The organism is Pseudomonas sp. AF32 (assembly GCF_022342325.2).
Lineage (GTDB): Bacteria > Pseudomonadota > Gammaproteobacteria > Pseudomonadales > Pseudomonadaceae > Aquipseudomonas > Aquipseudomonas uvaldensis.
In genome coordinates, this window is sequence record NZ_RQJK02000006.1 from 98,963 (window position 1) to 123,697 (window position 24,735).

General features: G+C 59.8%; 23 protein-coding genes. 9 read left to right on the plus strand and 14 right to left on the minus strand.

Features of this window, described 5'->3' with window-relative positions:
• The first annotated feature begins 157 nt into the window (after positions 1–157).
• Complete coding sequence (locus EGM97_RS07925; RefSeq protein WP_238965138.1) at positions 158–508, plus strand: hypothetical protein; 351 nt, start codon at positions 158–160, stop codon at positions 506–508.
• 72 nt (positions 509–580) lie between these two features.
• Here EGM97_RS07925 and EGM97_RS07930 read toward each other — a convergent pair whose 3' ends face one another.
• The 6 genes from EGM97_RS07930 to EGM97_RS07955 all read right to left on the minus strand — a co-directional run bounded on the left by EGM97_RS07930 (position 581) and on the right by EGM97_RS07955 (position 9,212).
• On the minus strand, positions 581–2,101 hold the full coding sequence (locus tag EGM97_RS07930) for a nucleobase:cation symporter-2 family protein (RefSeq protein ID WP_238965139.1): 1,521 nt from the start codon (positions 2,099–2,101) through the stop codon (positions 581–583).
• 139 nt (positions 2,102–2,240) lie between these two features.
• Positions 2,241–3,059: an arylamine N-acetyltransferase family protein gene (locus EGM97_RS07935; RefSeq protein WP_238965140.1), complete on the minus strand. Its 819-nt coding sequence runs from the start codon at positions 3,057–3,059 to the stop codon at positions 2,241–2,243.
• Between the two features lie 96 nt (positions 3,060–3,155).
• Positions 3,156–3,950: an exodeoxyribonuclease III gene (gene xth / locus EGM97_RS07940; RefSeq protein WP_238965141.1), complete on the minus strand. Its 795-nt coding sequence runs from the start codon at positions 3,948–3,950 to the stop codon at positions 3,156–3,158.
• Between the two features lie 69 nt (positions 3,951–4,019).
• Positions 4,020–6,590: a bifunctional diguanylate cyclase/phosphodiesterase gene (locus EGM97_RS07945; protein ID WP_238965142.1), complete on the minus strand. Its 2,571-nt coding sequence runs from the start codon at positions 6,588–6,590 to the stop codon at positions 4,020–4,022.
• A 75-nt stretch (positions 6,591–6,665) separates the two neighbouring features.
• On the minus strand, positions 6,666–8,237 hold the full coding sequence (locus EGM97_RS07950; RefSeq protein WP_238965143.1) for a sensor domain-containing diguanylate cyclase: 1,572 nt from the start codon (positions 8,235–8,237) through the stop codon (positions 6,666–6,668).
• A gap of 315 nt (positions 8,238–8,552) precedes the next feature.
• Positions 8,553–9,212 carry a ribonuclease T2 family protein gene (locus EGM97_RS07955; RefSeq protein ID WP_238965144.1) on the minus strand — a complete coding sequence of 220 codons (660 nt, stop codon included), beginning with the start codon at positions 9,210–9,212 and terminating at the stop codon, positions 8,553–8,555.
• Between the two features lie 185 nt (positions 9,213–9,397).
• On the opposite strand from EGM97_RS07955, the gene chrA reads away from it, so the two are divergent.
• The 3 genes from chrA (at position 9,398) to EGM97_RS07970 (ending at position 12,659) form a co-directional block, all read left to right on the plus strand.
• Entirely contained in the window at positions 9,398–10,741 is a 1,344-nt protein-coding gene (gene chrA, locus EGM97_RS07960; RefSeq protein ID WP_238965145.1) for a chromate efflux transporter, read from the plus strand.
• A gap of 190 nt (positions 10,742–10,931) precedes the next feature.
• The gene (locus EGM97_RS07965) at positions 10,932–12,083 is read left to right on the plus strand and encodes a mechanosensitive ion channel family protein (protein WP_238965146.1); all 1,152 of its coding nucleotides are present in this window, start codon (positions 10,932–10,934) and stop codon (positions 12,081–12,083) included.
• A gap of 87 nt (positions 12,084–12,170) precedes the next feature.
• The gene (locus EGM97_RS07970; RefSeq protein WP_238965147.1) at positions 12,171–12,659 is read left to right on the plus strand and encodes a hypothetical protein; all 489 of its coding nucleotides are present in this window, start codon (positions 12,171–12,173) and stop codon (positions 12,657–12,659) included.
• On the opposite strand, the gene EGM97_RS07975 is transcribed toward EGM97_RS07970, so the two are convergent.
• From EGM97_RS07975 to EGM97_RS07985, 3 genes are all read right to left on the minus strand, one after another.
• A complete protein-coding gene (locus EGM97_RS07975; protein ID WP_238965148.1) occupies positions 12,656–12,958 on the minus strand; it encodes a hypothetical protein in 303 nt (100 codons plus the stop codon). The two genes, EGM97_RS07970 and EGM97_RS07975, sit on opposite strands and share 4 nt — an antisense overlap.
• Before the next feature lie 90 nt (positions 12,959–13,048).
• Positions 13,049–14,572 (minus strand): cysteate racemase, encoded by a 1,524-nt coding sequence (cuyB, locus tag EGM97_RS07980; RefSeq protein ID WP_238965149.1) that lies wholly within the window; start codon positions 14,570–14,572, stop codon positions 13,049–13,051.
• 10 nt (positions 14,573–14,582) lie between these two features.
• Entirely contained in the window at positions 14,583–15,878 is a 1,296-nt protein-coding gene (locus tag EGM97_RS07985; protein ID WP_238965150.1) for a dicarboxylate/amino acid:cation symporter, read from the minus strand.
• A 225-nt stretch (positions 15,879–16,103) separates the two neighbouring features.
• Between EGM97_RS07985 and EGM97_RS07990 the strand changes: the two genes are divergently transcribed.
• Positions 16,104–17,042, plus strand: a complete 939-nt coding sequence (locus EGM97_RS07990) for a LysR substrate-binding domain-containing protein (protein ID WP_238965151.1) — start codon at positions 16,104–16,106, stop codon at positions 17,040–17,042.
• On the opposite strand, the gene EGM97_RS07995 is transcribed toward EGM97_RS07990, so the two are convergent.
• The 4 genes from EGM97_RS07995 to EGM97_RS08010 form a co-directional block, all read right to left on the minus strand.
• Positions 17,024–17,911: a LysR family transcriptional regulator gene (locus EGM97_RS07995; RefSeq protein WP_238965152.1), complete on the minus strand. Its 888-nt coding sequence runs from the start codon at positions 17,909–17,911 to the stop codon at positions 17,024–17,026. The two genes, EGM97_RS07990 and EGM97_RS07995, sit on opposite strands and share 19 nt — an antisense overlap.
• Positions 17,912–17,916: 5 nt before the next feature.
• Positions 17,917–18,603 (minus strand): cysteine hydrolase family protein, encoded by a 687-nt coding sequence (locus EGM97_RS08000; RefSeq protein WP_238965153.1) that lies wholly within the window; start codon positions 18,601–18,603, stop codon positions 17,917–17,919.
• A gap of 120 nt (positions 18,604–18,723) precedes the next feature.
• Positions 18,724–19,587, minus strand: a complete 864-nt coding sequence (locus EGM97_RS08005) for a TIGR03915 family putative DNA repair protein (protein ID WP_238965154.1) — start codon at positions 19,585–19,587, stop codon at positions 18,724–18,726.
• The gene (locus tag EGM97_RS08010) at positions 19,578–20,798 is read right to left on the minus strand and encodes a putative DNA modification/repair radical SAM protein (protein ID WP_238965155.1); all 1,221 of its coding nucleotides are present in this window, start codon (positions 20,796–20,798) and stop codon (positions 19,578–19,580) included. The genes EGM97_RS08005 and EGM97_RS08010 overlap by 10 nt, the downstream gene beginning before the upstream one ends.
• A 151-nt stretch (positions 20,799–20,949) precedes the next feature.
• Here EGM97_RS08010 and EGM97_RS08015 point away from each other — a divergent pair, with 151 nt between their 5' ends.
• The 3 genes from EGM97_RS08015 (at position 20,950) to EGM97_RS08025 (ending at position 22,600) form a co-directional block, all read left to right on the plus strand.
• On the plus strand, positions 20,950–21,120 hold the full coding sequence (locus EGM97_RS08015; RefSeq protein WP_232775307.1) for a YhfG family protein: 171 nt from the start codon (positions 20,950–20,952) through the stop codon (positions 21,118–21,120).
• Positions 21,120–21,716 carry a Fic/DOC family protein gene (locus tag EGM97_RS08020; protein ID WP_238965156.1) on the plus strand — a complete coding sequence of 199 codons (597 nt, stop codon included), beginning with the start codon at positions 21,120–21,122 and terminating at the stop codon, positions 21,714–21,716. Before EGM97_RS08015 ends, EGM97_RS08020 begins: the two co-directional genes overlap by 1 nt.
• A 170-nt stretch (positions 21,717–21,886) precedes the next feature.
• Positions 21,887–22,600, plus strand: a complete 714-nt coding sequence (locus EGM97_RS08025) for a metallophosphoesterase (protein WP_238965157.1) — start codon at positions 21,887–21,889, stop codon at positions 22,598–22,600.
• 86 nt (positions 22,601–22,686) lie between these two features.
• On the opposite strand, the gene EGM97_RS08030 is transcribed toward EGM97_RS08025, so the two are convergent.
• The gene (locus tag EGM97_RS08030; protein WP_238965158.1) at positions 22,687–23,103 is read right to left on the minus strand and encodes a VOC family protein; all 417 of its coding nucleotides are present in this window, start codon (positions 23,101–23,103) and stop codon (positions 22,687–22,689) included.
• A 602-nt stretch (positions 23,104–23,705) separates the two neighbouring features.
• On the opposite strand from EGM97_RS08030, the gene dusA reads away from it, so the two are divergent.
• The gene (gene dusA, locus EGM97_RS08035; protein ID WP_343075409.1) at positions 23,706–24,698 is read left to right on the plus strand and encodes a tRNA dihydrouridine(20/20a) synthase DusA; all 993 of its coding nucleotides are present in this window, start codon (positions 23,706–23,708) and stop codon (positions 24,696–24,698) included.
• Positions 24,699–24,735: the final 37 nt, after the last annotated feature.

Genomic DNA, 24,735 nt, shown 5'->3' on the forward strand with positions numbered 1-24,735 from the left:
TTTCGGACAAACGGATGACCGTCTCGTTGGACCTTACACAATATTTACCCAACGGCGTTGCAGATCCTGAGAAAATCGTTGTCAGAGCAAGTATCCCGGCGACCATCATCGGGTCTGCTACAGACCACAGTTGCCGGGGCCGAAACGAGGAACCGCCATGAATCGTAAACTCCCCATCATCGCCCTGCTCGTGGGGGCACTCGCGGTCACCGGCCAGGCATCCGCCCATGGTCGCGGTGGTTGGGAGGGTCCCGCAGTGTTTGGTGCAATCGTCGGCTCGGCCATTGTCGGCTCGGCGCTCATCAACCGTGACCGGCCGGTTTATGTGCAGCAGCCGGTCTACGTGCAGCCACAACCGGTCTATGTACAACAACCTCCACCGGTTTATTACGCGCCACCGCCGGTGTACATCGAGCGACCTGTCTACTATCGCCCGGCGCCCGTGTATTACGGGCCACCACGGGGCTATTACTATGGCCCGCCCCGTGGTCACTACGGTCGCTGGTAAGCGATCCGTAACAAAAAAACAGCCTGCGGTCAGTGACCGCAGGCTGTTTTTTTATGGGGCGAGCAACCGATATCAGACATGCTCGCTGCTTTTGAGCCTTACCGTGCCATGTTCCGCAGTCGAATGGGCAGGCTCCGCCACCACCGGAATCTCGTTGCCATCGCAGTCATGCAACTTGCCGTCGCTGAAATAGTCCCCTTCGCGCAAAGCCGCCAGGTCCTGGTAGCGCAACACCCGCTCGGTGCCAGCGGCGAAAACTGACTGCTGGTCGGAATTGCCGGCGGTGAGGTGGTTGAATGCCAGGTTCAGTACGATCGCCATGATGGCCGAGGAACTGATCCCTGAATGGAAAATGGTGGCGAACCAGCTCGGGAAGTGATCGTAGAAATTTGGCGCGGCGATAGGAATCATGCCAAAGCCGATGGAGGTGGCGACAATGATCAGGTTGACGTTGTTGCGGTAATCGACCTTCGACAGGGTACGAATGCCACTGGCGGCCACGGTGCCGAACAGCACGATACCGGCACCGCCCAGCACCGAGGTCGGCACTGCAGCGATCACCCGGCCCATGAACGGTAACAGCCCGAGCACCACCAGGAACAGCCCGCCGGTCGCCACCACATAGCGGCTCTTGATCCCGGTGACCGCCACCAGCCCGACGTTCTGGGCAAAGGCGCTTTGGGTGAAGGAGCCGAAAATCGGCGCGATCATGCTCGACAGCATGTCCGCCCGCAGGCCATTGCCCAGGCGCCGGGAATCGACCTTGGTGTCGATGATCTCGCCCACCGCCAGGATATCGGCGGAAGTTTCCACCAAAGTCACCATGATCACGATGCACATCGACAGGATCGCCGCGATGTGGAAGGTCGGCATGCCAAAGTGGAACGGCGTGGGGAAGCCAAACATCGGCCCTTGGTTGACGGCGGAAAAATCAGCCATGCCAAGGAACACCGCTATCACCGTACCAATCACCATGGCCAGCAGGATCGACAACCGGGAAATGGTCGCGCTGCCCATCTTGCTGAGCAACAACACCAGCACCAGCGTGACGGCGGCCAGGCCGATGTTCGCCATGCTGCCGAAATCAGCCGCGTGACTGTTGCCGCCCATCGCCCAGCGTGCCGCAACCGGCATCAATGTCAGGCCGATGGTGGTAATCACGATGCCCGTGACCAGCGGCGGAAAGAACCGGGTGATTCGCGAAAACACCGGGGTAATCAGCAAACCGATCAAGGATGCGGCGATCACTGCGCCCAGGATGGCCTGGAACCCGCCCTCCCCGCCTGTCCCGACGATCGCCACCATGGTCGCGACGCCGGAAAACGATACACCCTGTACCAAGGGTAACTGGCAGCCGAAAAACGGCAGACCCAGGGTCTGCAACAAGGTCGCCAGCCCTCCCGCGAACAATGACGCCGCGATCAACAGGCCGATGTCCGCCGACGACAATCCGGCCGCCTGCCCGATGATCAAAGGCACGGCGACGATGCCACCGTACATGGTCAACACATGTTGCAGGCCATAAGCCATATTCGCGCCGACGCCAAGGTTTTCGTCCTCGGGCCGTGGGAGTGAAACATGGGGCGTTTTCATGGTTCGGGGGTTCCCTGTTTTTTGTTATGGGCACACTGTATTCAAAACTCAGGACAAATGTCCAGATAGTTGTATACAACCTGCAAGCCGCATCACGACCAAAGGGTCATCGCGCCCGCAAAAAACAAACCACTGCGTTTCAGAGAAGCCCCGCCAGTACGGGGCGCAACCGTTCTCGTGGCGGCACGCGCAGCCCGAATTCACTTTCCAGCACATCGATCAGCTCATCGGCATCGGTGATTTCCCGCCGCTCGCTCTCCTGCCCCAACCGATGCAAGGCATAGCTGTTGCCGTTGAGGGTCTTGCGCAGGCCATCACCGGTGCGGGACACCATCAACCGCCCCATGAATGGAGAGTCGGGGTGGCTACTGACATACCAATTGCCCACGATGTAATCGATGTCCTCCTGGCGTTGCAGGTCGAACAGGTACATCGGTCGCCATTCCCCCGCCACGTTGGCCCGCAGGAGGTAGCCGTCTGGATGATCTTCAATACGGTACGGCTCGTGGGGAGTGGCCTGGATGTCGCGACTGTCCAGTAGCAAAGGACCAGTAGGCACCATGCCACCAAAGCCGACGTCAGTGATATAGCGCGCGCCATCCAGCGTCACCAGGCTGAGACGGTGGGTGCGGGCGGGCCAGGCCCCTTCGGGAGCGGTCATCACCACCCGTCCGGTGATGCCGCGGGCATCGAAGCCCAGCGCCTGCAACAACGTCAGGAATAATTGATTGAGTTCGTAACAGTAACCGCCACGTCCTTGATCGAGGATTTTTCGCTCCACCGATTCGAGATCGATAGGCACCGGCTGACGCAGCAGCGTCGAGAGTGTTTCGAAGGGGAATTCGGCCGTGTGGCGCCATTGAAGCTTGCGCAAGGTATCGAGGGTCGGCGCCGGGGGCGCGTCGAAGCCCAGGCGTTTGAGATAACGGCCCGTATCGCTCAGTCGTGGGGTGTCCATGAGGGTGTCCTTTCCTGGTCCAGCGCAGGCCTACAGTAGGCCAGCTGCTGTCGGCAGCAGGTATAAGGCATTGTTCCGGCGACGACAATAACCCGTTCAGCGCCGCTTGCGCGAAGCCAGCCGGATCCAGGTAGGCGCATGATCGCTGGGATGAGGCTGGTTCCTGACCCAGGCGTCCACGCCCGCCTCGCTCAAATAAGGGCTTGCCGCCGGGTTGAGCAACAGGTGATCGATACGCAGCCCCGAATTTTTCTGCCAATGCTGACGGAAATAGTCCCAGAAGGTGTAGATCCGCTCCTGCGGATACAGATGACGCAACGCATCCGTCCATCCCTGATCGAGCAGCCGTTGATAGCACTCGCGGCTTTCGGGCTGCAACAGTGCATCCTTGAGCCAGGAGCGCGGGTTGTAGATGTCCATGTCGGTAGGCACCACGTTGTAATCACCGGCGAGTACCACCGGATGATCGCTGGCCTGCAAGCCCTGGGCGTAGTCGATCAGCCGTTCGAACCATGCCAGCTTGTAGTCGAACTTCGGGCCTGGCTGCGGGTTGCCGTTAGGCAGGTAGAGGCACCCCACCAGGACACCATGCACAGCGGCCTCCAGATAACGGCTGTGACTGTCGTCATCGGCGCCGGGCAGGCCACGACGGCTCTCCAGCGGCTGCGCATCCCGGGCCAGGATCGCAACGCCGTTCCACGACGCCTGGCCATGCCAGATCGATCCGTACCCCACCGACTCCAGCTCCGCCGCCGGGAAATCCTTGTCGGCCGCCTTGAGCTCCTGCAGGCAGACAATCTCAGGGCCCTCCCGCTCCAGCCATTCCAGCAGGTTGGGCAACCGGGCCCGGATGCCGTTGATATTGAAGGTCGCGATCCGCAGGTTTTTCATGGGCCAGAACTCAAAATGTCAGGACACTCATGTGTGACCGATAACAAACCGCAGTGGTTGCAATGGTCTTCAGGGACTCGATGAAGGCCGATCACTGTCCAGCAGGCGCGCGAACGCGGTCTTATCGATTGGGCGGCTGAGGAAATAGCCCTGGACCTCATGGCATTGATCCGATCCCAGCGAACCGAGCTGGGCCAGCGTCTCCACCCCTTCGGCCGTGACGGTGAGGCCCATCGCCTTGCCCAGGTTAATGATCGCCTGCACCACCGCCCGATCGTTGCTGCTGTTGCTCATGGAGGCAATGAAGCGCTTGTCGATCTTGATGCCGTCGAACGGATAGGTACGCAGATAGCCGAGCGACGAATAACCGGTGCCGAAATCGTCCATGTTCAAACGCACGCCCAGCTCCTTCAGGGCGTTCATGACCTGGAGGGCACCGTCCACATCGTTGAGCATCACGTTCTCGGTGATTTCGAGCTCCAGGCGACTGGCCGGGAAATGGGTTTCGATCAGAACCTGGCGCACGTCCTCGACGACGTCGCTGCGCTCGAATTGCGCGGGCGAGAGATTGACCGAGACCATCAGATCCCCCGGCCAGGTCAGCGCGGTTTCGCAAGCCTCGCGCAGCACCCAGCGCGAAAGCGGAACGATGAGGTCGGTTTGTTCGGCCAAGGGAATGAAGGCGTCCGGGCCCAGCAAGCCCTGGGTCGGATGCTGCCAGCGCACCAGCGACTCGACGGCGACGATTTCGCGACCATCGACCTTGTAGCGGGGCTGGAAATGCAGGACGAATTCGTTTTTCTTGAGAGCCTGGCGCAAGTCGCTTTCCAACTGGCGTCGGTGCTGGATCTGATCGTTCATTTGTGGCGCAAAGTAGCACCAGGTTTTCTTGCCCTCGGACTTGGCCTGGTACATGGCAATGTCAGCGCAACGGATCAACTCTCCGGGAATATAGCCCTGGCGACGGCTCACTGCGATGCCGATGCTGGCGCCGATGTGCAGGGCGTGGGTCTCGTAGTGAATCGGTTGCTGCAAGCTGTCGATCAGTCGCTCGCAGAATCGGTCGATCTCGGTGGTGTTTTCCATTCCGCTGAGCACCACGACGAACTCATCGCCTCCCAACCGTGCCACCAGGTCCTGGTCACGGGTGCTGTCGCGCAGCCGTTGCGCCACCTCGAGCAACACCGCATCGCCCGCCGGGTGGCCGAGGGAGTCGTTGATCGGCTTGAAGTTGTCCAGATCCACCACCAGCAGGGTCAAGGGTGCGGCATGCTCCTTGGCGAGCAGCGCATCATCCAGGTACCGCGCCAGTTTGTTGCGGTTCGGCAGCCCGGTCAGCGCATCGTGCAATGACAAATGCTGGACCTGGGCATGAGCCGCTACCTCATCGGTGATGTCGCTGGCAGTGCCGCGATACCCTGCCGTTTCTCCCTTGTCCAGGATCGGTCGCGCCGATACCCGACAAAAGCGCAATTGCCCGGATTGATCGCGGTAGGAACAACGCAGGTTGCTGACGTTATGCTCCTCCGTCAGGTTACCCAGCCACAAGGCGATCGGAGTCGTGTCGCAGAACAGCAGTTGTTCGATGTCTTGCCCCAGCCATTGCCGGTCGGAAAACCCCGTGACCGTATTGAAGCGTCCCGATAAGTAAGTGATGCGACGCTGGCTGTCGATCTCCCAAATCCAATCGGATGCGGCCTCCGCCACGGCGCGAAAACGCTCTTCACTGGCTTCGAGGGCCCGGGTCGACTTTTCCAGGCTGTCATGACTGGCGTCCACATGCCGGGCCGCGCGCATGGCATAGCGGAAAAACCAGGCGGTGAGCAGCGCCAGGATCAACAGCGCCCCACCCAGCGGCGGGATCAGGGACCAGAGCAATTGCCGACCCGGCCGTTCGAGCCGGGACACCAGGCTGTAGCCGGTACTGTCCAGCGGCACCGCCGGCTGGCCTGGCTCAAGAGCCGTGTCCTGTTTGAGATTCAGATCGATGAGGCCATAGCTCTTGCCCAGTTTGCGCAATTTGACGGGGGTCAGTTGATCGACAAAGAGCAGGATCGACGCCCCCCTGGGATCGATCCGTGGACGCTCGTCGTTGGGCACGATCACCGCCGCGGCGACGATCGCTGGCCAGCCTTCGAACAAGGTATAGCGGATCTGGGGCATGGTCAGGTCGGCTTGCCCCTGGAGTTGTTCCACCAGTTCCTTCAATGGCATTTCCATGTAAGCCGACGCGTCGACCTGGAGAGGCTGCCCTCGTATTACGGCGTACTTGGTGCGCTCGCGATCAATGACGAACACGCCTTCGTATTCGTCGTTGGTAAACAGCGTCCTGCCCATGTTCTGGTCGGCGTAGGCCCATTGCACATCCACCTCGCCATTGAGATGTTCATAGGCTGTGGTCCAGAAGGCATAGCTGGTGATGTAGTTTTTGGAAGCAGTGATGCGGTTCTCGACGGCGCGCTCGGTGTAGAAATGTGTTTTGCGCACATCCTCGGTGTCCAGGTCGCCCGCGATCTCGAATAACGCCCCAACCGTCAGCAGCACACCGAGGACAAACAATCCTGCCACCGCCGCCACCAGGCGACGGGTAATAGGGGTATGGCGCGTGACGTTTGAAGGCGTATCGGCAGAAGTGTCCATTCATCTGTTCCTGGGCTTCGACGCTGGCTTGGATGTGCAGTTGACCGTTGCCCGCCGTCGATGACTCCCACGAACTCAACGATCGGAGCGCTCCAGCACATCTCGCCCGTCTTCCGTCGGCCATACCGCCACGCGATTGCGACCGCTGTGCTTGGCCTGGTAAAGGGCGGCATCGGCCCTCTGGATGAAGACCTCGGTGCTGTCGAGGCTACTCGGTACAAAAGCGTAGCAGCCCAGGCTCACCGTCAGGTAACCGGTCGGGGAACCGGCGTGTGTGATGTGTTTTTCGATCAGCCTGCTGCGGATTTGCTCGGCCAGCGTCACGGCGCCCTGCAGGTTGGTATCGGGCAGCAACACCGCGAACTCCTCTCCACCGTAGCGCACCGCCAGGTCTGCCTTGCGATGACAGCAACCCTTGAGCACTTGCGCCACCTCCGCCAGGCAATGATCCCCAGCCACGTGCCCATAGGTATCGTTGTAACGTTTGAAGAAGTCGATATCGAGCAAAATCAGGCTGAGCGAACTGCGTTGGCGGGCGCCCCGGCCGAACTCGATGTCCAGCGCCCGCTCGAACAATCGCCGATTCGCCAGCCCCGTCAGGCTGTCGTGGGTAGCGATCAATCGCAAGGTTTCCTGGGCCTTGCGCAGATCGGCCTCAATCCGCTCGCTGTTACGCACCTGACGTACGAAGACCCAACCGAACAGACAGATGCCGATCACCACCAGGGCCACGATCAGAGTGGATTGAAAGGCCTTGTCATACCAGCCCGCCAGGATCGACTGCTTGGACATCGCCACAGAGACCATCAACGGATAGGCCTGCAAATGTTGATGATCGTATAGCCGGACGACACCGTCGGTGGTGGAGCGGATCATCGCCCGGTGAGGCTCCTTTTCCTGCGGGTCATGCCGAAAAAGACGTTCCTGGGCCAGGAAACGGCCGATCATCGCCTCATCGAATGGCCGACGGGCCAGCAGCGTTCCATCGGACAAGGTGAGGACCATCTCGCCCTTGTCGTCGAGGTTGAAGCTTTTGAAGAATCTGTCGAAGTACGACATCTTGATCCCGGCCATCAGCACGCCTTGGAAGTTGCCGTTCTGATCATTCAGACGCCGGGATATGGGAATGATCCAATCGCCATTTTGCCGGCTGCGGATCGCCGGCCCGATATGGGCGATCAGGGAGGCATTCTGCTGATGGAAAGTGAAGTATTCCCGGTCCGCCACACCGTTGCCCCTCTTCAAATGATCGAAGGAGGTCACGACCCAGTGTCCGTCCTTGTCGAACAGAAACAGGCCATGCAACTGTTCCAGCGATAGCGCGCGCCGGGCGAAGATTTTCTGCAGGCGCGGTTGCGTCGCCGGTCCGAATCCCTCGGCCTGGATCCAGTCCGTCAGGCTGTCCAACACCAGGTCGGCCTGCCGGAACGTATCCTGGGCCTGCTGGGCCATGGCCCAGGTCAGGTTGGCCGAGGCGATGCTCGCCGCTTCGAGGTCGTGCCGACGGGACTGCTCCAGTTGCAGGTACAGCAAACCGCACAGGCACAGGCAGACGGCCACGATAAAGGCCACCGCTGCCTTTAGCAGCGGCAGACGCTTCAGGGCACCGCCAGGGGTATGGAGCGGATCATGGATGGGGATTGGCAAGCGAAGTCCTGGGGAGGGCAAAAACATGAGCAAATCGCTCAAAGCCCCCAATATCCGTGAGCTTAGCCTACCGCTTGTAGGGCGGCAATTTGCCGTCGTGACGGAGGCGATAGATGGCTCGACTGGATCCAAAACGTCGCCCGTGGGAGCGAGCCTGCTCGCGACAGCGGTGGATCAGTTTGCAGAGATGCCGGATGTACCGCCGTCATCGCGAGCAGGCTCGCTCCCACAAGGGGTTAAGGGTGCTTGCGAATCGGGTAGGCACACTGCTCCCACGAGGCAGGGGCTGGCCTGCCTCACGCAATCATGCCGGAGTCACCGCACCGGCGGCACGCGGATTTCCCCTGCCCGACATTGTGTCCTGACGCCCTTGCCGCATGCGCTAAAGCTCAGGTCCTTGTCCATGCACACCCGCACTTCCGACAATTGCGGGCCACTGCAAATAACGGCGATTCCTTTGTCCGGGATACCTGGATTGCTCTGTCGAAACAACCGGGCGATCTCCTCGGCTTCAAAATAATAGGAGGAATTGAGTGGCTGCAACTGCGGTGGAATCTTCACCGCACCGAGTGCCTTGTCGGAGGCTTGCAGATAACCCATCGCGCCCAGACCACTGCACGTACCGTGCTTGGACCATTCATGCTCCAACAGCTTTGGCGTAGGGAACAGTGTCAGTCCCTTTGCCCGCTCGGCGGCCGTCAACGGCACCCTCGGCCCGCAGGATTGCGGCCATCCCCCCTTGGCATATTGCGGCCAGAGGCCGTGGAGCACGAAGCCGTAGCCTTTGCCGGAGCATTGCGTATCGTTTTGGTGAGTCAGGCAGAAGGTCGGTGACCAGGACAATGACAGGACGTAGTAATCGAATACGCCCGCGACGGATTCCGCCCGTGCGTTGCGCGACTCACGGGCATTGCCCGTACCGATGAAACCTGATGTGAGGGCAAGCAGCACAACAATCATTAAACGGTGTTTCATTGACCCATTCCTTGGGCTGTATTGGAAATAACCATGACGACGTTCCGGGCGGTGATTGTTCCAGGGCTGTGTTTCAACCCCATGAAGGGACGTGTTATTTACAGGTAAACCTCGCCTGGGGCTATCCAAATTGCGTTACGCGCCATAACGTAGTTCGTCCTTGGCCCTGAGGCACCCCAACGCCCATGAATAAACTGCCTAACCCCGTCGATGCTCCCTCGGCTATCAGTCTGCGCGAAGCCTTCTGGTTCTGGCTCAAGCTGGGCTTTATCAGTTTTGGTGGGCCGGCGGGGCAGATTTCGATCATGCACCAGGAGCTGGTGGAGCGGCGGCGCTGGATTTCCGAGCGGCGTTTCCTGCATGCCCTGAATTACTGCATGCTGCTGCCGGGACCCGAGGCGCAACAGTTGGCGACCTATTTGGGTTGGCTGATGCACCGCGGCTGGGGTGGGGTCATCGCCGGGGCGTTGTTCGTTTTGCCTTCGCTGTTCATCCTCATCACCTTGTCCTGGCTGTATGTCGCCTTTGGCGAAGTCCCGGTGGTGGCGGGAATCTTCTACGGCATCAAGCCGGCCGTGACGGCGATCGTGGTGCATGCCGCCCACCGCATAGGCTCCCGCGCGCTCAAGAACAATTGGCTGTGGGCAATCGCCGCGGCGTCGTTTACCGCCATATTCGCGTTCAATCTGCCCTTCCCACTGATTGTTCTGAGTGCTGCTGTGATCGGCTACCTGGGCGGTCGCTGGGTCCCGGAAGAATTCAGCCTGGGCGGTCACGACACGAGCCATCGCTCCTATGGCCCGGCCTTGATCGACGACGACACTCCGACCCCGGACCATGCACGGTTCAGCGCCCTCAGGCTCATCCGCCTGGCGGTCATCGGCGCCCTGCTGTGGGCGTTACCGATGGGCCTGCTGACCGTGGTGTTCGGCTGGGAAGGCACGTTTACACAAATGGCCTGGTTCTTCACCAAGGCCGCGCTGCTGACCTTCGGCGGCGCCTATGCGGTTTTGCCCTATGTGTATCAGGGTGCTGTCGCACACTTCGGCTGGCTGACGCCGACCCAGATGATCGACGGCCTGGCGCTCGGGGAAACCACGCCCGGTCCCTTGATCATGGTGGTGGCGTTCGTCGGTTTCGTCGGTGGCTACGTGATGCAGGTGTTTGGCCCCGAGCAGGCGTTCCTCGCCGGCGCCGTCGCGGCCACCCTGGTGACCTGGTTCACTTTCCTGCCTTCCTTCTTGTTCATCCTGGCCGGCGGTCCGCTCGTGGAATCGACCCACAACGCGTTGAAATTCACCGCACCGCTGACGGCCATTACCGCGGCCGTGGTCGGCGTCATTCTCAACCTCGCCTGTTTCTTCGGTTATCACGTGCTGTGGCCCAATGGGTTCTCGGGGGCGCTGGATTGGCCATCGGCAGTCATCGCCCTGGCGGCGGCCGTCGCCCTGTTTCACTACAAGCGTGGGGTGTTTCAGGTGTTGGTGGCGTGCGGGTTGGCCGGCTTGGCGGTGCATTTGTTGCGCTAGGCCCTGCAGACGAGCTGGGGGCCGCCGCCAATAAAATTGAACACCCTATCCTACCTGCGACCTAATCAGGTTCATGGCCCTGCCACGCCCTCGCGCACAACGGCCAGGGCCCGAACCAGAACAGCAATGGCGCAACCGGATGAGCACACCGCTGCGCACGGTGCCATTGCCTGGCGCAGGTGAACGACCCATGGATTCAAACGCTCTTCCATTCTTTACCGACACCCATCTGTTGGGTATTTCCATCGCCAACTGGCTGCTCGCACTCGGCGTGATGACGGTGAGTTTCATCATCGCCAGGGCGAGTGTCGCCTTCTTGTTCAGAAACGTGCAGACCCGGGCGCAGAAGCCTGACGCCCATGTCAGCCACATTGCCGTCGAGGTGCTGTCGAGCACCAGCAATACCTTGTTGCTGCTGGCTTCGATCCTCATTGGCGTCGGCGTCCTCGACCTGCCGGAGCGTTGGCTGGGCCGGGTCAGCAGCCTTTGGTTCGTGGTGGCGGCCCTGCAATTAGGATTGTGGGCGAACCGGGCCATTGCGCTCACTCTGCTGCACTATTTCGCCCGCCACAGCCACAGCGAAATTCATCAGAAAAGTGCCTTGGCAACCTTGAGCCTGTGGGGTGCGAAAGTGTTTCTCTGGGCCGTGGTGCTGCTGGCCATGCTCTCCAACCTGGGCGTTAACATCACCGCGTTCGTCGCCAGCCTCGGGGTCGGCGGTATCGCAGTGGCCCTTGCCGTGCAGAACATCCTCGGCGACCTGTTCGCCTCGCTGTCGATTGCCGTGGATAAACCGTTCGAAGTCGGCGATTTCATCGTCGTCGGCACCCTGGCCGGCACCGTCGAGCATGTTGGCCTCAAAACCACACGAATCCGCAGCCTGAGCGGCGAGCAGATCGTGATGGCCAACGCGCAGATGATCAATGTCACCATCCAGAACTACAAACGGCTCCAGGAACGACGCATCGTCTTCGAATTCGCCCTGCCCCACGATTGCTCCCTCGACCAGATCAAGCAAGTGCCAGGCATCGTGGAACGCATCATCAAGGCCCAGGAAAAAACCCGCTTCGACCGCTCTCACTTCCGCGGTTTTGGCGAGAGTGCGCTGGAATTCGAAACGGTGTACATCGTGCTGGACCCCAGCTACAACGTCTACATGGACGTCCAGCAGGCAATCAACCTGGGCATGATGGAAGCCTTCGCCAAGATCGGCGTACGGTTTGCGCTGCCGGCGCGGACGGTGCATGTGGCTTCGTTGCCGGAGGTGTCCGAGCGACTGCCTGGGAAAAATACCGACAGGACATCCATGCGAGCTGAACCTTCCTACCGGGCACAACATTAATCGTGTCGGGCTCCCCATGATCCAGCGCAACACGAGTTCAATCACTCATCAGCTAAGTTCACCCCATCACCACGAAAGGGAATCGACATGAGCAAGGCAGACGAGCTAGCAGCCAAACTGAGGCAGACCCAGAGAACCCGCGCCGACACCGACACCTGCGCCGACCTGGCCATCGAGCACTGGCCCGCCCAGGTCTATGAGCTGTATCGCCAGATCGAGACCTGGCTGGCGCCGGTCTGCGAGGCCGGGCTGCATATCCGGCGCAACCCCACCCATGTGTTCGAAAGTCATCCCAACGGTTCGACCTACAACTACGCCATCGACCAACTGGTGATGGAGGGCAACCATCGTCGTATCGAACTGGACCCGATCGCGCGCTTTTCCAGCCGAGGCGAAGGTTGTATCGAAGTGCATATGAAGGGACAGGCTCGCTGCATCCTGAGAACCATCGGCGAGCATGGCGAATCGCTGTGGCACGTCCAGATGACTCAACCGGCCGGACAACCACGCCCCGAACCCTTGAAGCTGGATGAAGACGCCCTGCTCGCGTTGGTAGAGGAAGGCTTGGGGCTTTAAGGCACAAGGCGATCCGTCGAGGCCGCCTGCGTGGCGCCGACCACCGAATCGAGCGGTTGCTCCATCTCTGGCGGCCTCAGATTCAATGCCCTGCGCCCCACCAGCAGGTTCAAGGCATTGTCGATTTCATCGGCAGCGCCTTGTGCGTGCTGGGCATGGGCCCAGCCCCAGTAGCGATCAGACATCAAACCGCCAATCGCTTCGGCGCACAATTTATCGCTGCCAACGCCCAATTTTCCGGCAGCGGCGATAACGGCCATGAGGGCTTGTTCCAGCTGGACAATACGTTCGGTAGACACAACTGACAGCCTGAAGGTAAGAAGCTTGAGCTTAGCAAGATATCAATAGGCCACCAACCATAGGCGCTCAACGGTCGCTTCTGGTGGCTTTCAGGGTGAGTTATGTCGCACGGCCCAGGTCGTGATCGCCAGGTGGTTTGATGCCCGACTGGTTGTCTGCGACAACTCAATGCATTTGCGCGCCAGGATCATTGTCGGGTCAACCAGAGCGACAGTGTGACCGTTGATGTCGAACGCCTCGCAATGTTCGAGCACCAGGGGCAGCTCCGTACACCCCAGAATCAACACCGCGGCCCCCAACTCGCATAAATGCTCGGCCGCCAGCAACAACTGCTCCTTGCAAAGTCCTTGGGTGAAACCGGCCTTGATACCCCGCGGCCCGTAGATGGCGTCCATGACCATGGCTTGATAATCGATACCTGGCGTCAGGATCTGCAACCCGGCGCGGCGGGCCGCACGGTGATAAACCTGGCTTTGCACGGTGCCTGAGGTCGCCAGCAGCCCGATGACCTGGCCGGGACCGTACTGATGCGCGATCCACGCCACCGTCTCGTCGAGCATATGCACGATAGGCACGTTCAGGTGCGCCTGGATCCGCTCGACGAAAGCGTGGGCGGTGTTGCAGGGGATTGCGATGGTATTGGCGCCTGCGCTTTCGAGACGCTTGCAGATGGCGTACATCGCCATCGTGGGATCGGTTTCATTCTCCAATAGGTTGGCCGTTCGATCGGGTATTTGCGGGTTCTGCTCGACCACGATCCTGATGTGTTCCTGATCCCTTTGCGCCGGGGTATTGGCGACCACCTTGGCCATGAAGTCCACCGTGGCGGCGGGCCCCACACCGCCCACGACGCCCAGCTTGAATGGGGAGCTCAATGGCTCCCGGTCCTCGGTCGCAAAATCGGCATAGATTTCATTGATGTCCAGCACCGGCACACCACGTCGCTGCAGCTCCAGGCACACCAGCGACAGCTCGGTCATGCCGGGCAGGATCAGCGTCGCGCCCTGCTCCTGAAGTGAAAGACAAGCCTGGTAGACCGCCTCCAGCGGAGCGTCTTCCAGGTGTCCGTCCTTGATGCCATTGACGCCGTACATGGCTTCCATCAATGCCGATTGCGCCTCGGTATCGGGGTAGATGATCCTGAAATCATCGGCGAAATAGCGTTCGAACAACCCGCTATGACGCACGAAGTCCGCCGCGATGACGCCCAGCGTCGCCCGGGACTGGACAACATCACTGACGTGCCGGCTCAAGGCGGCCATCATGTCCAACACGGGAATGCCCAGCGCATCCTCGATTTCGCCCCGAAAGGTATGGCTGGCGAAGCACGGGAGCATCACCGCATCGAAGCCGTTCGCCTCGAATGATTTGCATACCTCAAAGACATAGAACTTGCGCGACGTCATGCTCGCACCGGTATCCAGGGGCAGCAGGACATCCTTGAACGGGTGCTGCTCGACCAGAAAGTGATACCGGTCCTGGTCCTCTATCACGGCCCGGGACTTGAGTAACTTGTAGAACAGATCGCCGCCGGCCAGTGAACCCAGCCCCCCGACAATCCCGAGCTTGCGCGCTACAGAAACCTTGCGGGCAGACTTGCCTCTCATCTTCATGGTGCGCTCCTCAAGCAACCGGGACCGGCTCGGATCGAGCCCGCACGGGAGACCGGGTGCCCGCTTCCTCGATAGGCTCTTCGTGAGGTTCGGACTGGGCGACCACAGCCGTGGCGATACTGTTACCCACCACATTGGTGGCCGTGCGCGCCATGTCCAGGAACTGATCAATACCAATGATCAACAGCAACCCCGCCTCGGGCAGATGGAACATCGGCAGCGTGGCCGCCACCACCACGACCGATGCCCGCGCCACACCGGCCATGCCTTTACTGGTGATCATGAGCGTCAGAAGAATCAGCATTTGCTGGGTGAAACTCAGATCAATGTTGTAGGCCTGGGCGATGAACAGAATGGCGAACGCCTGGTACATCATCGAACCGTCCAGGTTGAATGAATAACCCAGGGGCAGTACGAAACTGGACACCCGTTTAGGCGCGCCGAACTTCTCCAGCGCTTCGATGGTTTTCGGATAGGCCGATTCGCTGCTGGCGGTCGAAAACGCCAGGAGGATCGGCTCGCGGATGAGCTTGCCAAGTTGCAAGACCGAACGTCCGAGGAACAGATACCCGGCACCGAACAACAGCGCCCAGAGGATCAGGATCCCCAGGTAGAACTCGGCGATCAGTTTGCCGTAGTCGACCAGCAAGCCGAGCCCCTGGGTGGTGATAGCGGAGGCTATGGCGGCGAAAACCCCGACCGGAGCGAAAGCCATCACGTAGTCGGTGATCCTGAACATCACCTTCGCCAACTCGTCGACGGCGTCCGTGATCCGGGTGTAGCCCGCCCGTTTCACACCGGCCAGGGCAAAACCGAAAAACAACGAGAACACCACAATCTGCAGGATCTCGTTGTTGGCCATGGCTTCGGCAATGCTGCGGGGAAAGACATGGCCGATAAAGGCCTTGAGGCTGAAATCACCGGTGTTGACCGGTATCGCCGCCGCTGCCTGTTGCGCAACGTCCAGGTTCAGTCCGGCGCCAGGTTGAAACAGATTCACCAGCCCCATCCCAATCAACAGCGACACGACTGAGGCCGTCACGAACCACGCCATCGCCCGCGCACCAATACGCCCCACGGAGCGGGAGTTGCTCATGCTGGCGATTCCACCCACCAGCGTCGCAAACACCAGTGGCGCAATGATCATCTTGATCATGCGCAGGAAGATGTCAGTGACCATCGAGAAGTAGCCGGCAATCTCCTTGGCCTGTTGCTCGCTCCCTGCGAAATGGTGACACGCCCAACCCACGAGCACGCCCAAAGCGATGCCCATTGCAATACGACGCGGGAGCTTGTTCTTTTTCACGGTGCAGTCCTCAAGTAGTTCTTGGATTTTTTTACTTGGCAGGAGTCAAGTGCAGTGACCGGCCTCGATCAGCGTCGGTACTACGAAATGATTTTAAGGAGCGCCTCGCAGCGGCATGATGAGTAATCCGTCCAGCGCCATGCACTTTTGGAATAATTTCGGGAAAACCGCCATGGAACAGGCCATTACGGCCTAAGATGGCGCATTCACAACAGGAGATCCGACATGCAACTCAAATGGCTGGATGATCTTCTGGCGATCGCCGAATGGAAAAACTTCTCCCGGGCGGCCGAAGTCCGTTGCGTGACCCAATCGGCCCTGTCACGGCGTATCCGCTCCCTCGAGGAATGGGTGGGGGTCAAGCTGGTGGATCGCGGTACCTACCCCGTCCAGCTCACGGCGGCGGGCATTACCTTTTGCAATGAAAGTCGGGACGCGCTGGCAGGATTACTGAGAGTGCGCTCGACGCTACGCGACGTTGAGCGGATGCCGGGACGCTCGATTCAGATCACCGCGGGCCACAGCCTGTCGATGACCTTCCTGCCGAAATGGCTCTCCCAGTTCCAGCAACACAGCGAGCAATTCAACGCCAGGGTGGTCGCGGCCAATATCCACGATGCCGTGATTGCCCTGGAAGAAGGCAGTTGCGACCTGATGATGGTCTACCATCATCCGCTCGCGCCTATCCTGCTGGACGCCGACCGATTCGGCAGCCTGACCCTCGGCTACGACGCGTTCATTCCCTTGTGCGCCCCCAACGCCAAGGGCGAGCCGCTGTTCCGCCTGGCCGGCCGCTCCGGTAAACCCGTCCCGTACCTGGCCTACACCGCTACGACGTTTCTCGGTCGCGTCGCCGACATCGTGATCAGGAACGGCTCGACCCCGGCCGCGCTGGAACGCTGCTATGAAGCGGACATGGCCATGCTGCTGATGCGCATGGCCATCGAGGGCTACGGCGTGGCGTGGTTGCCGCAAAGCGCTGTGATGGACGAACTGACACGCGGGCTGCTGGTCAGGGCTGGGGGCGAGGAATGGAGTACGCGACTGGAGATACGTTCGTACTGCGCGATAGCCAATCGCAATCCGACAATGCGTAAGTTGTGGAAGACGTTGGAGGGGGCTTCGTTGAGTGCGCCAGGCCATCTTCAGGACTTGTCGCGGTAATACTCCGCCATATAGTCCACGAACACGCGAACCTTGGCCGGCAGGTTCCGGGCATGAGGATACAGCGCATAGTAATGCCTCGACCCCAGGGTGTAGTCGGGCAGGATCCGGACGAGTCTTCCCACCAACAGGTCATCCTGCACCGTCGCCAGGGTAAACGCGGCAATGCCCCCGCCCGCCAAAGCGCAGGCGTGCAAGGCCGTGATGGTGTCGGTGTTGAATGAACTGGCGCAATCCCAGGCCATCGACTCTCCTTCCTCACTGACCATCGTCCACTGGGTGGCCGATGCGTAAGTCAGGAGCCGATGCTCGTTGAGTTCAGCGATCTTTCGAGGCAGACCGTGTTTGAGCACATAGGCCGGTGCAGCGACCAACACCATCGGTGACACACTGAGCAAACGGGCCACCAGGCTGCTGTCGGCCAACGGCCCGCAGATCCGTAGAGCCACATCAACCCCCTCCGCCACCAGGTCTACAAGCGGGTCCGAGCAGGACAGGTCAACCTGGATGTCCGGATAACGCTGCTGGAAAGCCGGCAACCAGCGGGCCAGCTCCAGCGTGCCGATCACCAGCGGAGCGCTGATGCGAAGCAGTCCTGAAGGACGCTCCTGCTCCTGTATGGCAGCGCGGGACGCGGCCTCGACCCGGTCCAGGATATCCACGCATGCGGTGTAGTACCGTTCCCCGGCAGCGGTAAGACTCATGCGCCGGGTATTGCGGTTGATCAGACGCACGCCCAGCGCGGATTCCAATTGCTGCAACTGGCGCGACACCGAGGAATGCGTGGTGTCCAACCGCTGGGCCGCCGCGGAAAACCCCTGGGCCTCCACAATGCAGCGGAAAACACGCATGGCGAGCATCTGGTTCATGGTTTTCAGCGCACCGGGAGCTGGAGGATCTGAGCGGTGGTCATGACATCACCGAATGTGTCTTCGACTTCAGCCAGTGCGGCCTTGTGCAAGGCATCCTTGTCAATGACATCGCCATTGGCCCGGGTAATGGCGCGGGTGGCCGATGCATCGGAAGCGACCAGCACGTTGAAATCCTGAGGCGCCGCATCGCGAGCGGCCCCCGCTACACAGGCGTGGGTCATGAGGCCCGAGATGATCAGGTTTCTAATGCCGGCGTGCTTCAAACGCTTGTCCAGATCGGTGCTGCCAAAGACGCTGACAGTGGTTTTCTGCAACACCCCATCCTTGGCTCGGGGTTGCATGTCCGGGTGGAACTTCACGGTTTCGCCGTCCACGGCAAACACCGCCGAACCTGCGGGCGCGATGTGCTGGATGTGATAGACCGGCATTTTGTGTTCATCGGCGAATTCGATCAGCTCACGGGCCTTGCCCAGCGCCGCGGCGCCATCAGGAATCGGCATCTTACCGGTGAAGTATTCGTTCTGAAAATCGATGACCAGTAACGCGGTTTTACCGGCGGGCAACTGGCTGACCGGCGCCGCACCCGACATGGCTCGGAGGGTGGGGTGGACTTCAGCCAGCGCACCGGCGCTGGCGATAATCCCGGAAAATACACAGGCGCAGAGGAGACGGCGGGTGAAACGTTGCATGGGGAATTCCTTCTGAATAGGTGAGTGAAGGAATGCTAGGGAGTTGGTTTGTGGGTGAACACAGCGTGGAAGGAACATAACTTGTTTGATATTCGCACAAACAAATAGGGTCAAAAGTCTTCAATAAGTCTGCGGCTTGATTGCCCGTCCACCAACGACCACCCGTTTACCAACCCTCTCCGCCACCTCCAACGCCTGCCCATCCCGCTGCTTTCCCTGCCGCGCCAAGCCCACCAGCCGAGGAATCAAATCCCCCTCCGGCAGGTGCTGCCAGAAGCGTCCGGGCATGTGCTGGCGCAGCGCCTGGGGATTGAGCCTCGCCGGGTTGAAGGTGTGCCGATAATAGGTGCGCCACAACTCGGCGCCCGGGTCTTCGGCGTGGCGCGCCCATTGTTGCCACTGCTCAGGACAACGGCGCCGGTAGTCCAGCGTCTGGCCGTCGAAGCGGATGCCATCGCGTGGCGTTGCGATCAGCCAGCGCTGCTTGCCCAGTCGCTCGGCAAAATGGCCGCTCGCGCTTTCGAGGATGTCATGGGCCGGCTCATGAAAGGACACCAGGTCCAGCTGCAATTGCTCAGCCACGTCCTGCGGCAAGGGTATGAAGCGTACGAAGGCATGCAGGTGATGAGCCTCGCGACTGACCTGCCTGATCCGCCTTTGCAGTTCGCTGCCCAGGCGGTCGCCGGCGAGCATGGCCGTGCGGTCGCCATGGGCGACACGCCAAAGCACTTCGTACAGCAAATTCCAGCGTTGCTCGCCCCGGTAACGACCGGCCTGTTCGAGCTGGCTCAACAAGGCCGCAGGCACTCGCGTGCGCAACGGTCCGGGGCTCGAAGGCAGCGGCGTCGGCACGGCCAGCAGATCGGTGATGGAGCCTTGTGCCCAGCTTACTTCAGCGGGATCGATCCCATGGCCGAGCAGCGTCCGCGCCTGGTCGCGCCAGGTGCAGAAATTGTCATCGCAATCCAGCGCGATCATGCCCACAACCCCATCTGCACCGGTCGCTGCGGCTCACGCAAACGCGCTCGCAGCAGGCCGCTGCGCATGCTTGCTTCGGCGGGCCGGTAGTCGCTGGTGACAATGAACGGCCGCGCCTTTTCCAGTACGCAACGCAGTTGAACCAAGTCGTCATAGCGGACCCGTCTTTCTCGGCGAAGGGCCACCAATCGTTGCACACTGCGCAGGCCGATACCCGGAATTCGCGCCAACAGGGCTGGCTCGGCACGATTGACGTCCAGCGGGAAGACCTCGCGGTTGGCCAGCGCCCAGGCCAGCTTGGGGTCGATGTCCAGGTCCAGATTGCCGGCATCCCTCAGCAGTTCGCCGGCCTTGTAGCCATAACCGCGCATCAGGAAATCAGCCTGATAAAGCCTATGTTCACGCAGCAACGGAGGTGCGGCCAGAGGCACACTCGTCGGGCTGTCGGGGATCGGGCTGAACGCCGAATAGTAGACCCGACGCAAGCCGTAGCTCTGGTAGAGCGACTCGGCATCGCTCAGGATGGCGCGGTCGTCAATGGCATCGGCTCCGACAATCACTTGAGTACTCTGCCCGGCCGGGGCAAATCGGGGCGCCCGTGGCTCGTCGGCTACGACCTGATGTCCCAAATGGATGATGCCCATGGCCTGCCGGATCGTCTTCGATTGCTTTTCAGGCGCCAGGCGCTTGAGACTCACCTCGGACGACAATTCGATGTTCACGCTCAAGCGATCGGCCAGCCGCCCCGCCTCTTCGATCAACAGCGGATCGGCGTCGGGGATGGTCTTGAGATGGATATAACCTCGAAACTGGTGCTCTTCACGCAACAAGCGCGCCACACGCACCAACTGCTCCATGGTGTAGTCGGCCGAACGGATGATGCCGGAACTCAGGAACAGGCCACTGATACAGTTGCGCCGGTAGAAGTCCAGGGTCAGACGCACCACCTCCTCTGGCGAAAATCGCGCCCTGGGCACATTGCTGGAACGGCGGTTGACGCAATACTGGCAGTCGTACAGGCAGAAATTGGTCAGCAGCACTTTCAGCAAGGAGACGCAGCGCCCATCGGGCGTGTAGCTGTGACAAATGCCCATCCCGTCCGTAGCGCCCAGCCCAGCCCGGCCTCGCGAACTGCGCTTGGGGGCACCGCTGCTGGCGCAGGAGGCATCATATTTGGCAGCATCAGCCAGAATGCCGAGCTTGGCGATCAGTTGCATGGGGAAACCTCGATACTGGATATAAACACAGTATTGAGCACCGCTCCGCAATGCAAGCGCCATCGGTCAACTCAGCGCTCTGGTGGGTTTTTGGGCCCTGCTTCCGGATGGGTTATAATCCGCTCATCCATGCGATTTGAGGTCCAGCCCCATGGGCGATATCAGCCTTGAAACCAAGAAGGCCTACGCGGCCAGAACCCGCAGGTCCAACTACGCGGCCAGCCTGCGCCTGGAAGGCTTCAAAGTGACCTTCACCGAAGGCGAGTACAAGATGCCAACCCGTGAAGAAGTCCTGAAGACCTTCACCAAAACCCGCACCTGATGCCTGACAAATATGGAGTCGGCGAAGACGCCTACTGCTACCCCGGCTCCACTGTCCTGCGCAACAAACTCGAGATCCGCGACGAAACCACCCTGAGCGAAGCCGAACAACAACTCACGGCCATCGCCGCGGACAATGTCGAATTCAACCCGCCCCCTTACGATCTCGCTTATCTTCAAAACATCCATCGACGGCTGTTCGCGGACTTGTACGAATGGGCCGGGGAGTTACGGACCGTTGGGATGGCCAAGCAGGACACGCGCTCCTATCAACCTGCCTTCATGGAGCAGGAGGCCAGCAAGATATTCAAGAGAATGGCCACGGCAAATTGGTTCGAAGGCATGAACCGGGCGGATCTGATCGTCGCCGTCGCCGATGCCTATTCCGATATCAATGTTATCCACCCCTTCCGCGAAGGCAACGGTCGCAGCCAGCGCATCCTCTTTGAACACCTGATCATGAACGCCGGATTTGAAATCAGTTGGTGGAACATTGGGAAGGACGAATGGCTCATTGCAAATATCGCAGCCTACAACTGCGTGCTCGAGCCGATGGAAAAGGTATTCAAAAAGTGCATCGGTCATGAAATCGTATGAATCGCAATCACCTGCCCCCCTTCAGCAGCTCTCTCAACGCAGAACAGAGCCATTGGCCCCCCTGCGTGCGGAGCCGGAATGACTCGTTGAAAAAATAATGATTTTGGATCCAGATTGGCGCACGCTACGCCGCATCGCCCCCCCTCAACCTTACCCGTTAGAACACCGGCATGAATACGATAAGAGCATTCTCACCCAACAAAAAAGGTCGGGACTTCGTGGTGGGTGACATTCACGGACACTTCAAACTTCTAAGATCGCTTTTGGAGCATTCAAAGTTCGACGTTGAACTGGACCGAATTTTCTCAGTCGGCGACCTGATTGATCGTGGCCCTGACTCTCTGGAGGCGATCAGTTGGCTCTCCCAACCTTGGTTTTACGCCGTACGCGGCAATCATGAACAGATGCTCATTGACTGCGTGTCGGGAAACGGAGACATCGCCAGGCATACCCGAAATGGTGGCGCTTGGCTCTATCAGCAGACAACTGCGGTCCAATATGAACTATCCAAAATTCTCCAAGCGCTTCCGCTGATTATTGAAGTCGATTTATTGGACGGAAGGAAAATTGGCCTTGTGCACGCCGAAGCTGCCGATGACAACTGGCAAACGGCCAAAGACGCTCTATCCGGACACTTTGGAGATGACCGTCGCCGACAGGCTTTGAAAACAGCCTTGTATGCCCGTGGGAGAATCGAGCAGCAAAATCATGATCCGATCAGGGGGATTAACCAGCTATACGTAGGGCATTCAACGGTATCGAACGTTACCCGTCTGGGCAACGTCGTATATACAGACACCGGTTGCTCCTTTCACGATGGCGCATTAAGTCTCATAGAAGTTAACGCCGAAACCGTAACCCAGATATCTATGAGGCAGGAATAAAGGAAGAGGACCCAGCCCTAAAATGGCTACGCAAATGCTTTGTTGAGGCCATTCAGTCCAGGCATGCATGCCTCAATGGCCAAAAATCAGCCTGGGAGGGGTGGGCCTTTTAGCTCGACCTGATTGCCATCGGGGTCGAAGCAATAAATTGATGGTCCATTACCCTCAGCGCCGTATCGAGTGACCGCCTTATCAGCCTTGATTCCAGCCGCATGCAAGAAACCGAGAATGCGGTCTTCATCGAACGGGGCAATTCGCAGACAGAAGTGATCAACGTTCCGGTGTTGGGGGTCTGCAAGACCGCCACCTTGAAGGCCCAGCACGCCTCGTGCATCTACCAAATCAATCATCGATGCGCCAGCGCCCAGATGGATCATGCCGAGGTCGTCCCGACGCTTTTTAATCTGGCACCCCAACATTTGGATATAAAAGTTCAGGCTCGCTTGCATGTCCTGGACACGCAAGACGATATGATCCAAATGCTTTATTTCAAACGGAAGCATAGTCCCACCCTCCTTTGGAGCGTTGGCCCTCCGAGAGGCCAAGCCTCAGGTTCAGTCGCTCGACTCGGAAGCGGGCGAGCGCCCCGTCCTTCATAGTGACGGCCCACCGGAAACCACGGTCATCACCTCGTCGATGTCAGCACCGTCATCAGCCGAGCGACCGTACTACTTCAAGACAGCTTTGCGGGTTACGAAGTCCAGTGCCTTCATATCATAGACTTTGGGATAAGGGCCGATGCCCGTTTCCTCTGTCGGCTGGCCACCACTTACGACCTGCGAGGCTGACTCGTTCGAGCAACTGCGACATCGTCAGCTGATACACTTGAATCAGTTTTTCTTTTCTTGCTCGGTAAGTGCGCGTCCATACGACGTTGCGAGAATCGGGTGGGCTGACTGAGGTAGACCGCAAGGGCAGCAGCAAATAGACCTTTAACTTTCATATTCGAGTTCTCCAACAGTTTCGTCCATCCATGCGGTGCAGCAGCGCCCCCCCTGGTGCCCATTACTGAGGCCGTCCCCGGTGTCTGCTCCATGCCAGCTCACGGTCGAAGGGCTGGCTTTCCTGATAAACTGTCTTCCCGTCCGTAAACCCAGTAAAGCCCGTGAACATTAGTCCATCCCGTTCTGAACTATCTCGCCGCTTCAGTGTGGCCCCGATGATGGATTGGACCGACGCCCACTGTCGCTTCTTCCTACGCATCCTGTCCAAAAACGCCCTGCTCTACACCGAAATGGTTACCACCGGTGCGCTGCTTAACGGCGATCACGAGCGTTTTCTGCGTCACCATGAATCCGAGCACCCGTTAGCGCTTCAGTTGGGTGGCAGTGTCCCCGCCGATCTGGCGGCCTGCGCACGCATGGCCCAGGACCACGGCTATGACGAAGTGAACCTCAACGTCGGCTGCCCCAGCGACCGGGTGCAGAACAACATGATCGGCGCGTGCCTGATGGGACATCCGGGGTTGGTGGCCGATTGCGTGAAGGCGATGCGCGATGCGGTGTCGATTCCGGTGACGGTCAAGCATCGGATCGGGATCAATGGGCGTGACAGCTATGAGCAGTTGTGCGAGTTCGTGGCAACGGTGCGCGACGCCGGCTGCACGAGCTTTACGGTGCATGCCCGGATCGCGATTCTGGAGGGGCTTTCACCGAAGGAGAACCGCGACATCCCGCCTTTGCGGTACGACGTGGTGGCGCGACTGAAGGCGGACTTTCCAGAGTTGGAGATTGTGCTCAATGGCGGCATCAAAACGCTGGAGGCGTGTCATGAGCATTTGCAGACCTTCGACGGTGTGATGCTGGGGCGCGAGGCGTATCACAACCCTTATTTGCTGGCTGAGGTGGACAGCCAGCTGTTCGGCAGCACCGCGCCGATCATCAGCCGCGCCGAGGCGTTGGCGCAGTTGCGGCCCTATATCGCCAATCACTTGTCCTGCGGGGGGGCGATGCATCACATCACCCGCCATGTACTGGGTCTGGGCACCGGTTTTCCGGGCGCACGGCGCTTCCGGCAGCTGCTGTCGGTGGATATCCATAAGACCAAGGATCCGCTGGCGTTGCTGGATCAGGCGGGGCAGTTGCTGGAAGGCCGTTAATACGAGCATCTGAGGAAAATCGTCCCGAAAATTCCCT

What these genes read in the sequence shown, in the direction of transcription:
- EGM97_RS08000 (WP_238965153.1), bottom strand. Translation starts at nt 18,603, where the DNA reads ATGCAACGTTTCACCCGCCGTCTCCTCTGCGCCTGTGTATTTTCCGGG.
- EGM97_RS07955 (WP_238965144.1), bottom strand. Translation starts at nt 9,212, where the DNA reads ATGAAACACCGTTTAATGATTGTTGTGCTGCTTGCCCTCACATCAGGT.
- cuyB (WP_238965149.1), bottom strand. Translation starts at nt 14,572, where the DNA reads ATGAAGATGAGAGGCAAGTCTGCCCGCAAGGTTTCTGTAGCGCGCAAG.
- EGM97_RS08010 (WP_238965155.1), bottom strand. Translation starts at nt 20,798, where the DNA reads ATGCAACTGATCGCCAAGCTCGGCATTCTGGCTGATGCTGCCAAATAT.
- EGM97_RS07930 (WP_238965139.1), bottom strand. Translation starts at nt 2,101, where the DNA reads ATGAAAACGCCCCATGTTTCACTCCCACGGCCCGAGGACGAAAACCTT.
- EGM97_RS07925 (WP_238965138.1), top strand. Translation starts at nt 158, where the DNA reads ATGAATCGTAAACTCCCCATCATCGCCCTGCTCGTGGGGGCACTCGCG.
- EGM97_RS07945 (WP_238965142.1), bottom strand. Translation starts at nt 6,590, where the DNA reads ATGGACACTTCTGCCGATACGCCTTCAAACGTCACGCGCCATACCCCT.
- chrA (WP_238965145.1), top strand. Translation starts at nt 9,398, where the DNA reads ATGAATAAACTGCCTAACCCCGTCGATGCTCCCTCGGCTATCAGTCTG.
- EGM97_RS07990 (WP_238965151.1), top strand. Translation starts at nt 16,104, where the DNA reads ATGCAACTCAAATGGCTGGATGATCTTCTGGCGATCGCCGAATGGAAA.
- EGM97_RS08030 (WP_238965158.1), bottom strand. Translation starts at nt 23,103, where the DNA reads ATGCTTCCGTTTGAAATAAAGCATTTGGATCATATCGTCTTGCGTGTC.
- EGM97_RS07965 (WP_238965146.1), top strand. Translation starts at nt 10,932, where the DNA reads ATGGATTCAAACGCTCTTCCATTCTTTACCGACACCCATCTGTTGGGT.
- EGM97_RS08025 (WP_238965157.1), top strand. Translation starts at nt 21,887, where the DNA reads ATGAATACGATAAGAGCATTCTCACCCAACAAAAAAGGTCGGGACTTC.
- EGM97_RS07995 (WP_238965152.1), bottom strand. Translation starts at nt 17,911, where the DNA reads ATGAACCAGATGCTCGCCATGCGTGTTTTCCGCTGCATTGTGGAGGCC.
- EGM97_RS07970 (WP_238965147.1), top strand. Translation starts at nt 12,171, where the DNA reads ATGAGCAAGGCAGACGAGCTAGCAGCCAAACTGAGGCAGACCCAGAGA.
- EGM97_RS07935 (WP_238965140.1), bottom strand. Translation starts at nt 3,059, where the DNA reads ATGGACACCCCACGACTGAGCGATACGGGCCGTTATCTCAAACGCCTG.
- xth (WP_238965141.1), bottom strand. Translation starts at nt 3,950, where the DNA reads ATGAAAAACCTGCGGATCGCGACCTTCAATATCAACGGCATCCGGGCC.
- EGM97_RS08020 (WP_238965156.1), top strand. Translation starts at nt 21,120, where the DNA reads ATGCCTGACAAATATGGAGTCGGCGAAGACGCCTACTGCTACCCCGGC.
- EGM97_RS08015 (WP_232775307.1), top strand. Translation starts at nt 20,950, where the DNA reads ATGGGCGATATCAGCCTTGAAACCAAGAAGGCCTACGCGGCCAGAACC.